At 38.0% G+C, this 12,440-nt stretch carries 5 protein-coding genes; all 5 read left to right on the forward strand.

The features are described from left to right. Positions 1-23: 23 nt before the first annotated feature. The 5 genes from rlmD to SOP96_RS02580 all read left to right on the forward strand — a co-directional run bounded on the left by rlmD (position 24) and on the right by SOP96_RS02580 (position 11,910). Positions 24-1,436 (forward strand): 23S rRNA (uracil(1939)-C(5))-methyltransferase RlmD, encoded by a 1,413-nt coding sequence (gene rlmD, locus SOP96_RS02560; protein ID WP_326319660.1) that lies wholly within the window; start codon positions 24-26, stop codon positions 1,434-1,436. 32 nt (positions 1,437-1,468) lie between these two features. Then, complete coding sequence (locus SOP96_RS02565; protein WP_326319661.1) at positions 1,469-1,951, forward strand: hypothetical protein; 483 nt, start codon at positions 1,469-1,471, stop codon at positions 1,949-1,951. Beyond that, the gene (locus SOP96_RS02570; RefSeq protein WP_326319662.1) at positions 1,917-2,576 is read left to right on the forward strand and encodes a DUF6048 family protein; all 660 of its coding nucleotides are present in this window, start codon (positions 1,917-1,919) and stop codon (positions 2,574-2,576) included. The genes SOP96_RS02565 and SOP96_RS02570 overlap by 35 nt, the downstream gene beginning before the upstream one ends. Positions 2,577-3,187: 611 nt before the next feature. Further along, positions 3,188-5,203 carry a M43 family zinc metalloprotease gene (locus tag SOP96_RS02575; protein ID WP_326319663.1) on the forward strand — a complete coding sequence of 672 codons (2,016 nt, stop codon included), beginning with the start codon at positions 3,188-3,190 and terminating at the stop codon, positions 5,201-5,203. A gap of 257 nt (positions 5,204-5,460) precedes the next feature. Continuing rightward, entirely contained in the window at positions 5,461-11,910 is a 6,450-nt protein-coding gene (locus tag SOP96_RS02580) for a GEVED domain-containing protein (RefSeq protein WP_326319664.1), read from the forward strand. The last annotated feature ends 530 nt before the right edge of the window (positions 11,911-12,440 follow it).

Genomic DNA, 12,440 nt, shown 5'->3' on the forward strand with positions numbered 1-12,440 from the left:
CAGTAAAACAGAAAAAATTCTTAATGAAAAAGAGAAATAAGAAAAATATTATTCTTGAAAATATCAAACTCTTAAATGCAGGGGCCAAAGGTGTTGCCATCGGCAGAACCGAAGAAGGAAAAACAGTAATGGTTACCGGCGCAATCCCGGGAGATATTGTGAACGTAAAAGTAAAAAAAGCCAAATCCAAATATTACGAAGGAGAAGCGGTAGATTTGCTTGAAAAATCACCGTATAGAGTAGACCCGAAATGTATTCATTTCGGGGTATGCGGTGGATGCAAATGGCAGAATATGAGCTATGAAAAACAGCTGGATTTTAAGCAGGAGGAAGTCTATAATAATATCAAAAGAATCGGCGGGATTGATCATTTTGAAACCGTGCCGATCCTGGGTTCGCAAGAGCAGTATTATTACAGAAATAAAATGGAATTCTCTTTTTCAAATTCCCGCTGGCTTACACAATATGAAATAAGCTCCGAAGAAAATTTCGGAAACAGAGATGCGCTCGGTTTTCATATTCCCGGAATGTGGAGCAAGATCCTTGATCTTAAAGAATGCTTCCTTCAGGAAGAACCTTCAAATACCATAAGGCTTGCGGTAAAAGAATATGCAGTAAAAAATGGCCTTGAGTTTTTCGATGTTAAAAACCACGAAGGATTTTTGAGAACATTAATGATGAGACAGAACTCAAAAGGCGAATGGATGGTGCTTTTTCAGCTTTTCAGAGAAGAAAAAGAAAACAGGGAAAAATTGTTCCAGTTCCTCCTGGAAACATTCCCGCAGATCAAAACCCTGGTTTATGCCATCAATCCGAAAGCGAATGACTCCATCTACGATTTGGATATCAATGTTTACTTCGGTGAAGGATATTTAATGGAAGAAATGGATGGCCTTCAATTCAAGATAGGGCCAAAATCGTTCTTTCAGACCAACTATAAACAAGCGCTTGAACTCTACAGGAAAACATTAGAATTTGCCGACCTGAAAGGCGATGAAGTAGTGTATGATCTCTACACCGGAACAGGTACAATTGCCCAATATGTGGCAAGAAAAGCAAAACAGGTTATCGGGATCGAATCTGTACAGGAAGCCATTGATGCAGCCATAGAACATGCGCAGCTCAACGGACTTACCAATACAACATTTTATTGCGGTGATATGAAAGACATTTTTAACGATGAATTTCTCGCCAGCCACCCGAAAGCAGATGTTCTTATTACCGACCCTCCAAGAGATGGCATGCACCAGAAAGTGGTAGAGCAGATTTTGAAGCTATCACCTGAAAAAGTAGTGTATGTAAGCTGCAATTCCGCAACACAGGCACGAGACCTGGCTTTAATGAAGGATCATTATGATGTTGTGAAAATTTTACCGGTAGATATGTTTCCGCAGACCCATCATGTAGAAAACATTGCATTGCTCATTAAGAAATAATTTATATAAATTTGATAAAGATCACCTTTAATATGAAATCTTTTAAATTTCTGTTTGCTCTATGCTGTATCTGCCTGCTGTTTTCATGCGGGGCCGATGATGATATCTGCGAAAGCGGAGAAGGTACTCCAAGAATGAAATTCTCTTTTCTTAATTCTTTAACCGGGAATGAAAAAACTCTTGACTCTTTGTATGTTGCCGTAGATTATGGCTCAGGGAAAGTCCAGTTGGGTGGCGAGGCAAAAATAACATCCAGAATAATTCCTTTAAGAGTAGATGATTCCCCTTATACGGATGTTTACTTCAGAACCACCAATCTGGGTGCCGAATCCAGAGTAAGAGTGAATTATACTACCAAAGCTGTATATGTTTCCCCAGGATGCGGAATTAAAAAAACGTATGAAAACTTAAATTCTGTACTCACTAACCCGGCAAATGCTCCTGTTAAATCCCTGAAAGACGGACAAAATTTTATTGAGAATGAAGACAAAACAAATCTTTACCTTCTTTTTTAGTGTAATCTGTATCCTGGGTTGTGCTCAGAATACTAAGCAGGTAAAAAAAGAAAAATGGAAATACGAGCCTAATTTTATGGTTGGAGGAGATGTCCTGAATGCGGGAGTATCATTTTTTTCAGACAGAAAACTCTATCAGGGTTTTATTTCATCAAAAATAAAAAACAATATCCATGGTATTATAGAAGCCGGATTTGAATCTAATATTTATCAGAAAAACGGGTATGATGCAGAAGTAAACGGGCCTTTTCTGAAAATAGGGGCTTTCTATATGCTGGCAAAAGATCCTGAAAACGAATTTAACGGATTCTATGGCGGTGGTAAAATAGGGGGGGCTTTTTATACCCAGGAATATATGGCTGTTCCGGTTCGTGGTTTTGGCGGAAGCAGTTCTTCGGTTGCTTTTCCGTCATCTTCACAATCTTCTTACTGGCTGGAAGGAACAATTGGCGGCAGGGTGCAACTTTTTGGCTCCAACTTTTTCATTGATGTAAACCTTCAGCCAAGATATCTTGTTGCAACAACCAAACAGAATGATATACAGCCAATGATTGTGCCGGGATTTGGCAGAAGTTCCTCAAAATTCAATATGGGCTTTGCATGGAATATTGCGTATAAGTTTTAAAATTTTCAGATTTGACGGGTATCTATAGCGAAGGATCAAATTGTAGATTAATAATAAAATTTTTATAAAATAAGTAATAGTAAGTTTTTTAGCTGAATGCAGATTATATTATGGCATGGATTTTTGTAATTCATGCTTTTTTTAGCCTACGCTTATCATAAAAGATTATAAAAATATATTTCTGTTATTGGTCAATTAATAAACTTGACGATATAGAAAATTATCAGGTGAAATATGTGAATTATCTTAAGTTATATAAATGACTAAATGATGATAATGTTATGAGAATATCGAGTTTATTAAAGAGTAATTATATGAGTATTGTTGTAGATCTGACTCTCATAAGCCAGACTTTTTTATTACTTATAATGTTAAAATATTAATTAGCTGAAAATTATTTCATTTGTAATATTTTAACTTTTTTGGTTATTTATTAAAAGAAAATTTGTGTTTTAGAAAATTATTTTTTATTAAAAATGTTAATTTATAAATATTTATTGATATGATTTGTTGATGATATTTTATTTATTAACTTTAAAATATCAGCAATACTGTGCTTTTATTAGGCAAAAAGTCATAAATGGTATATATTTGCAAACTAAATATTTCTAATGCAAAAATCTAAGTTTTTTAAAGTTGTACTTTTGCTTTCCTCATTATGTATAACTCTTGTTAATGCTCAGAGCAAGGGTGATAAAAAGAAAGCAGAATTTGGTAGTACTGTATCTCCATCTGAGCTTATACATTCTCACGGATTTGAAAGGTGTTCTACCCAAGAATATGAAAGATATCTTCAGGAAAAGAACCCTAAAAGAATGACAAGGGAACAGTTCGAATCATGGTTGGCTCCTCTGATAAAAAATGCAAAAGTAGAGAAATCGCAAAACGGGAATATTATTACAATACCTGTAGTAGTACATGTTATTCATAGTGGACAAAACTTAGGAGTTGGCCCAAATATTCTTGATGAGCAGGTAATGTCTCAAATTGCAGTAATGAATAATGATTTTCGAAGACTTGCTGCCACACCTGGTTTTAATTCCAATCCAGTAGGCGCAGATACTCAAATTCAGTTTGCATTGGCCAAAGTAGACCCGAACGGTAATCCTACAAATGGAATTGATAGGGTAAATCTTTGCCAGTCGGCATGGTCTCAGGCTCAGATTGAAACATTTGTAAAACCTGAAACAATTTGGGATCCTACACAGTACATGAACATGTGGAGTGTAAATTTTCCCAACGGCTCTAGTATATTAGGCTATGCTCAGTTCCCGGATACCAATCTTGCAGGATTGGATCCTATTGGTGGAGAATATTATACTGACGGGGTAGTTGCCAGATATTCTACTTTTGGAAGCAGGGATTATGATACTAATGGTAGCTTTGCTCTGGAAGCTCCTTATGATAAAGGAAGAACAATGACACATGAAGTAGGTCATTTCCTAGGCTTAATACATATATGGGGAGATGCTAATTGTGGAACAGATTATTGTGCAGATACACCAACGGCTCATACCGCAAATTATAACTGCCCTCAGAATATAGTAAGCTGTAATAATCCTTCAGTATATGAGATGGTAGAAAACTATATGGATTATACGGATGATGCTTGTATGAACATTTTTACCATTGATCAAAAAAGCAGGCTTAGAACAGTTATGGACAATTCTCCAAGAAGACTGGAATTAAAGGCTTCTACAAAAGATGTGGCTATTCCGTTGTTCCCGAATGATGCCGAAGTTAAATTGGAAAGAGTGTGCGTAACGGTTAATTGTTCAAGTACAGCCCAAAACCCAAGAATTACACTATACAACAGAGGAACAAATCCGATGACATCTGCTGTAATTACTTATACGGTTAATGGAAATACACAAACCTATAACTGGAATGGTAACCTGGCTCAGGATAAGTATGCTGTTATTTCGCTTCCTATGAGTTCAACGGCTTTAGGTGGCAGAATGAATATTAACGTAACTTCTGTAAACGGAACTGCGGATCAAAGGACTTCTAATAGTAATATTATTGTTAATTACTTAGGCGCACCTACAAGAATGGATGTAAATGTTGTTTTCAAGCTTCAGCTTGATGCTTATGGAAGCGAAGTTTCTTGGACTCTTAAAAACAGTGCCGGTACTACTGTATATAGCAGTCCTGCCGGTGGCTACGGTAATTCAGCTGGTCTACCAGCCTTAATTACTCAAAACTGGACTCTAAACCCAAATGAGTGTTATACTTTTACAATTAATGATACTTATGGTGACGGTATTTACCAGTTTGGCGGAAGTTATAGAATTGAATCGCAATCCGGAACAGTATTACTTACCGGCTCTCATTATAGCACCACCCAAAGCAGAACACTAAAAGCTCAGGTATTGGCAACAAATGATATCAATGGTCCTCAAAAAGATATTCAAATGTATCCGAATCCGGTATCAGATGTATTAAACATTACTAAAGTTTCTGATAAGGCAACCTATAAAATTTACAGTGCTGCCGGTCAATTGGTAAAACAAGGAAATATCAACGACGGAAAAATCAATGTTTCCGAATTGGTGAAAGGAGGTTATGTAATCGCTATTGAAGAAAAAGGACAGGAATTATTTACTTCCAAATTCATCAAAAAGTAACAAGAAAATTCTAAATGATTAGTTCAATCCCTGGGTCTTCTCAGGGATTTTTTTGTGTGAAATGTCTGGTAATAAAGATTCACCGGTTAGAGTTGCTCCTCGATTTTGAGATAGCGAAAAAAGTTTGTTTATGAAATATTATTATTAAACATTCGGCGTTATAAATTGTGAAATTTATACAAAAAAAATATTTGCACTTTCAGATTAATAACAAAAAATGATTAGATTTGTATAATTAATATATTATTGAGAAAGTTATGAAGAAAAAATTTACTTCTTTCTTTTTCCTCTTTCTGTTTGCGATTACCAGTGCACAATGGAGTCCAACAACATTCAGAGGAGAAAAAACAAGAGCAGGCTCGGATATTAAGAGCTATTACACTCTGGACATTTCTTTACTAAAGTCTCAATTGGCGAAAGCACAGGAAACGGGTAAAAATGCAAAACCCGTCACCATTTCATTGCCAACTTTAGAAGGAAAAATTGAAAAATTTGCCGTTTACAGCTTCCCTGTGGTTGTTAAGGAACTGGCAGACCAGTATCAGCTGGGATCTTATGTAGGAGTCGGGATCGATGACCCAGGGAAATACCTGAGATTCAGCTTGGCACCGGATGATTTTCAGTCGATGATCATCAAAAACGGAGTCTATGAATTTATAGAGCCGGCTGACAAAGAAAAAACAGTTTATGGTGTGCACCCGAAAACTGATAAAAGCAATGAAGGTTTTCTTTGCTCTATGAACGAGGACCGTTTAACAAAAATGGAAATCGATAAGCTGTATAAAGCTGGTAAAACATTTAATAACCAGACAACAGATTTCTCAAAATCTTCTGATAAAAAATACAGAACGATGAGATTAGTTATGTCGGTTACAGGAGAGTATACTCAGTATTTTGGAGGTACAGTGGCTAATGCACTTGTTGCAGTAAATGCTTCTTTAACCAGAGTTAATGGTGTATTTGAAAAAGACTTTGCTTTACACCTTAATTTACAAAATTATCCAAATGTAATTTATACAAACCCTGCTACGGATCCTTATTCTCCTGCCGCAACTGGAGCAGCCGGAGCATGGAATCTGGAGTTGCAGCAAACTCTTACTGCTAATGTTGGAAATGCCAACTATGACATCGGACATTTATTCGGAGCTTCCGGAGGCGGGGGTAATGCAGGATGTATCGGATGTGTTTGTATAGATCCTAATTCAGCAGTACCAAGAGGTAAAGGTTCAGGATATACCTCCCCTGCTGATGGTATTCCTCAGGGAGACAACTTTGATATTGATTATGTAGCTCATGAGATGGGTCACCAGTTGGGTGCAAACCATACTTTTTCACATGCCTTAGAGGGCTCGGGTGTAAATGTAGAACCGGGTTCCGGTTCCACCATTATGGGGTATGCGGGAATTACAGGACCCAATACTGATGTGCAGCCTCATTCGGATCCTTATTTCCACGCGGTAAGTATTAATCAGGTTCAGAATAATCTTAATAGTAAAACATGCGACGTTGAAACAGCAGTTACCAATAACCCGCCTGTAATTACACCTTTACCTTCCTATAATATTCCTAAAGGCACAGCATTCGTATTAACAGCTTCTGCAACAGATGCTGAAAACGATCCTATGACCTATTGCTGGGAACAGGTAGATAACGCTAGTGTTACGATTAATAAAAATAATCTCGGGACAACTGCCACTGGTGGGATGTTCAGATCATTCAATCCAACAACAAGCCCTACAAGATATTTCCCTAAATTATCATCGGTATTAGCTGGTGTTTTAAATAACTCCAACAATGGTTGGGAGTCTGTTTCCACTGTTGCAAGAACTACAAATTTCCGAGTAACAGTAAGGGATAACAATCCTGTTCCAACCCAACAGCAGACGCAATTTGCCAATCAACAAATTGTCGTAGGAAATGATGGCCCATTTAAAGTAACATCTACAAATGCTTATAATAATGCGCCGACTCCTATTACTTGGGATGTTGTCAATACTACAGCAGCTCCATATAATGTAGCAAATGTAAAAATTGACTATACAACAGATAATGGAGTTACCTGGACAGTAGCATCCGCTTCCACTGCTAATGACGGTAACGAGTCTTTAACTCTTACCGGCCTTACTGTTGGAGGTAGTGTCAAAATCAGAGTAAGTGCTATAGGGAATGTTTTCTATGCCATTGGAACCGCTACAGTAACGAGTTTGGCAAGCTGTACAGGTGCAGCTCCGGCAGGTATTGCCGTATCTGCGATTACACAAACTACTGCTACCGTGTCTTGGACTTCTGCTGCAAATGCAACGTATGTAATTCAGTACCGTCCTGTAGGAGGAACTACCTGGACAACCGTTACTTCCGCAGGAAACTCTGTGAACCTTACGGGTTTAAGTGACGGAGTTCAGTATGAAGTACAGGTAGCTACTGTTTGTAATGGAGTTCAGGGAGCTTTCTCTCCTTCCACAAACTTTACGACACTCGGTCTTAATTACTGTAATATGTCATCTAGTAACTTTAGTGATGAATACATTTCTAATGTTACAGTAACACCAAACGGTGCTGCAGTAATGAGTAATAACTCCGGAGGATCTACCTATACAGATTATACAACTACACCAAGTGCTCTTATCAACCTTGTTATAGGATCTGCAAATAATACAGTATCCGTAAATAAATTCTGGACAGGCTTTGCATTCAGTGAGGCAGTAGGTGTCTGGATTGATTTCAACAGAAATGGTGTTTTTGAAACATCCGAACAGGTGATGAATTCTCCGGCTAGTACAACAACTCCTGTTTCAGCTACTTTTGCAGTTCCTGCAAATGCTTATAATGGGCCTGCTACCACAAGAATGAGAGTAGCAATGCAGTTTAGCACTTCTCCTGTAATGTGTCAAAATTTCACATTTGGAGAAGTGGAAGATTATGCTGTAAAACTAATCCAGCCAATTCCTTGTACAAGTAATGCACCGTTAAACCTTACCGTAACCAACCTTACTGCAACTTCTGCTTATGTAATGTGGGATCCGGCAGCGGGAGCAACTTATGTATTGCAATACAGACCGGTAGGTTCTACAACATGGACTACTGTTCCGTTAACAGCTAATGCGTATACAATTAATGGTTTAAGTGAGCAAACTTCCTATGAAGTGCAGGTTGCTTATGTATGTTCCGGTACAACAGGAACGTTCACTGCACCTTACCAGTTTACAACACCGCAGGTAACTTATTGTACAATTAATTCAAACAATAATACCAATGGTTATATTTCTAATGTAACAGTTACTCCTACCAACTCATATGTCATGAGTAATAATTCAGGAGCAAATACATATACTAACTATTCTGCAGATCCTGCAAAATTAATTACATTAGTTCGCAATTCTACGAATAACAGTATTTCTGTTTCAAAATCATGGTTAACAACCACTACTAACTCACTAGCTGTTGGAGCTTGGATTGATTTCAACAGAAACGGAATTTTTGAAACAACGGAAAGAGTAATCAGTACTACAGCGAATACAACTACTCCGATAAATGCTACATTTACTGTTCCGGGAACTTCATACAATGGACCGCTGACGTTGAGAATGAGAGTCATTTTCTCTACAGCAACTATCACAGATCCTTGCGCAACGGTAAATAACGGAGAAATTGAAGATTACGCTGTGAAGATTATTGATCTTACTCCGTGTACAACAGCGGCTCCATCTCCGATTGTTGTGTCGAATATCACCGCTTCTACAGCTTTGGTTTCATGGATTAATGCTACAGGAGCTACCTATTCATTAAGATACAGAACAGGTACTGGTGCCTGGACAACCATTGCCCCGGCAACAAATCCTTATACGATTATAAACCTTAATGGTTCTACGACTTATGAAGTACAGGTAGCAACCACTTGTGGAGGCACTACAGGAGCATGGTCAGGTTCGGTGAACTTTACTACGCCTGCTATATCCTATTGTAATTCAGGTACAGCAACGGTTACTAATGCATTTATTAATAACATTACCGTAACAGGTACTGCTACGCCAGCGATGTCTAATAACTCAGGTTCAAGTACATATACCGACTTCTCTAATGATCCTACCAAGATCATCACTTTAGCAAGAAATTCTACGGGTAATGTACTTTCTGTAGGCAGAACAATATTATCAGGGACCTACTCTACATATGCATGGATAGATTTTAACGGTGATGGAATATTTAATAATAATCCTACAACAGTAGCAGGAGGTGAAAGAATCATGAATCTCGGATATTCTTCCACTACACCGGTTACAGCAACATTCCCGGTTCCAGCCGGAGCCTACACCGGAACCAATAAATTGAAAATGCGCGTTATTGTATATTTCCTTACGCCTTCAGATGCGTGTGCAAATCTTACAAGTAACGGTGAAGTTGAGGATTATCAGGTTAAATTTATTGATATTCAGCCTTGTACTACGGCTGCACCGTCAGGAATTACCGTATCCAATATTACGGCAACTACAGCTAATATATCATGGATCTCATCTACTGGTGCAACCTATCTTGTGAGATGGAGAACAACAAGCCCGGTTGGAGCTTGGAACGTATCTCCGGCACCAATCAATGGAAATAGCTTTAATATCACAGGTCTTGCAGAGCAAACGGCTTATGAAGTACAGGTAGCTACAATCTGTGGCGGAAATCAAGGCCCATGGTCTCCTTCTACACCATTTACAACAACACCTATTACGTATTGTAATATGACGGGTACTGGAACAACAGATTTTATATCTAATGTTACAGTTGCTTCAGTAAATCCGGGTATTCCTCCTATGAGCAATACATCAGTTCAGACTAATTATATAAGCTACACAACACCGGCTACATTAATTAATCTTGAAATAGGTTCTATAGGTAACCAAATCTCCGTATCTAAAGGAGGGTCGCAGAATGATGCTGTATCTGCCTGGATAGATTTTAACAGAAACGGAGTATTTGAAGCCTCAGAACAAATTATGGCTTCTCCGGCCAGCATAACAAGCCCTGTGACGGCATTGTTTAATGTGCCTGCTGGTGCATACAACGGAAACCTTACCACTACAATGAGAGTTGTTCTTAAGCGTACAAGTGCTCCTGTAATGTGTCAGAATGCCGTAAATGGAGAAGTTGAAGATTATGCGGTAAGATTAAGGCCATGTGCTACTACTGAACCTACAAACGTTGCATTTAATACTATTACCCACACATCTGCTAATGTAACTTGGACTGTACCTGCAGGAGGTCTTACCTTTATTGTTAGATACAGAGTTGCGGGTACAGGAACATGGTCACAGGTGGTAGCTTCTACGTTAACCGGAAATCCGCCATTGGCTCTTACAGGATTAATACCTGCAACAACATACGAAGTACAGATTGCTACTAGCTGTGGTACAACACCGGGAACATTTACACCAGTTAAAACATTCACAACCAGATGTGATCCTACACCTCCGAATGTGACTGTTGGTACGGTAACCACAAACTCTGCTGTAATAAGCTGGTCTCCAATCGTAGCGAGTGCAACGTATGTATTAAGATACAGAATAACTGGAACTACTGCCTGGACTACAGTAAATATTACAACAGCACCTTTAAATACATACACTATTACAGGGTTAAGCCCGTATACAACGTATGAAGTTCAGGTTGCTAACCAATGTAACGGTGAGACAACCGTAAATGCTTGGTCTAATCCTAAAGTATTTACTACAGAAAGAACTTGTGAATTACCGCCTCCTGGATTAACGATTACTAATCTTACTCCTACAACTGCAGTTGTAGTTTGGGATCCGTTCCCGGGAGCAACATATATCCTGAAATATAGAAAAGTGGGTATTCCAAGCTGGACGACAGTAACTTCAAATACAAACACTATTACGCTGACAGGACTATTGGAACTGACACAGTATGAATTGCAGGTTGCAAATGTATGTAGCGGAACGCCTGGTAATTATACATTACCATACTTCTTTACAACTCCTACAATTGTGTATTGCCAGATGTCTGCGGTTACCTCTACTGATGGTTATATTTCTAAAGTTACGGTTACTCCGAACGGTAAACCAAAAATGGAAAATGAATCAGTGGCATCCAACTACACAGACTATACAGGTGTTTCTGCTAAGTTTATAGAATTGATTCAGGGTTCTTCAAACAACCAGATTACAATTGATAAAAAACTTTCAGGAAATACTAAGGCTGGAGTAGCGGTATGGATTGACTTCAACAGAAACGGATACTTCGATATCAATGAAAGAGTAATGGCAGTTGCTCCAAATTCAGACGATAAAGCAAGCGGAACGTTTACAGTACCGGCAGATGCTTTCATCAGTTTAACAGATTATAAATATGTTGTGATGAGAGTAGCATTGTCTAAAGACGCTATACCGGTGAACTGTACAAACATTCCTAACGGAGAAGTTGAAGATTATACAGTGAGAATTTCCAAACTTTCTGTTCCTAATCCAATTAACCAAACGGATATCTTAATTTATCCTAACCCGGTTAGTTCAGTATTGTATGTGAAAAATATCAGCAAAAAAGCGAATTATAAGATCTACAGTGCAGCAGGACAGTTAGTGTCAAGCGGAATTATTCTGAATAACAAAATTGATGTACAAAACCTTATCAATGGCGTTTACGTGATCGATATTCAGGATGGAAATGAGATCACCGCTCAGAAGAAATTCATTAAAGAATAAAAATCATTTAATTATTAATCACTTAACAGGCTCTCAGCAATGGGAGCCTGTTTTTCTTTATTAATTAATTACGGTTTTAAACCATGCAATTTATTTAAACCTGTTTGTGTTCATTGAAAAGGCAGATCTAAATCAAACAAAAACGTCTGCATACATTGATAGGAAAGGCCTTAATAGCCAAAATAGTTGGTGAAATTCTTTGTAATTCACGCCTGAAAATAGATCTGTGTGTTGAAAAATAATTTTGAATGAAAAATCAGTCAGGAAACCGGAGATATTGGTTTATCGATAAAATGGGTGAAGGAGCTTATTCGTAAAGCTCTGACTGATATGTTTGCCTTTCTGCAAAATATTAAATCCTAAAATGGGCAATGGAATACAATCTTTTTTTTGCCATATGTAAGGTAATCTCAATATTCATCCGGGCTTACAAAAGCCGGAGAAAAAGTTCATCCGATGGTATCTTTTCTACAAAAACCAAACCGGTGGAAGCTTTTCTTAGTGATACAAGCTGTTCCAATAATTAATGA

The sequence above is a fragment of the Chryseobacterium salviniae genome (assembly GCF_035819015.1).
Lineage (GTDB): Bacteria > Bacteroidota > Bacteroidia > Flavobacteriales > Weeksellaceae > Chryseobacterium > Chryseobacterium salviniae.

Coding starts and splice junctions, on each gene's coding strand:
- rlmD (WP_326319660.1), top strand. CDS start 24: ATGAAAAAGAGAAATAAGAAAAATATTATTCTTGAAAATATCAAACTC.
- SOP96_RS02565 (WP_326319661.1), top strand. CDS start 1,469: ATGAAATCTTTTAAATTTCTGTTTGCTCTATGCTGTATCTGCCTGCTG.
- SOP96_RS02570 (WP_326319662.1), top strand. CDS start 1,917: ATGAAGACAAAACAAATCTTTACCTTCTTTTTTAGTGTAATCTGTATC.
- SOP96_RS02575 (WP_326319663.1), top strand. CDS start 3,188: ATGCAAAAATCTAAGTTTTTTAAAGTTGTACTTTTGCTTTCCTCATTA.
- SOP96_RS02580 (WP_326319664.1), top strand. CDS start 5,461: ATGAAGAAAAAATTTACTTCTTTCTTTTTCCTCTTTCTGTTTGCGATT.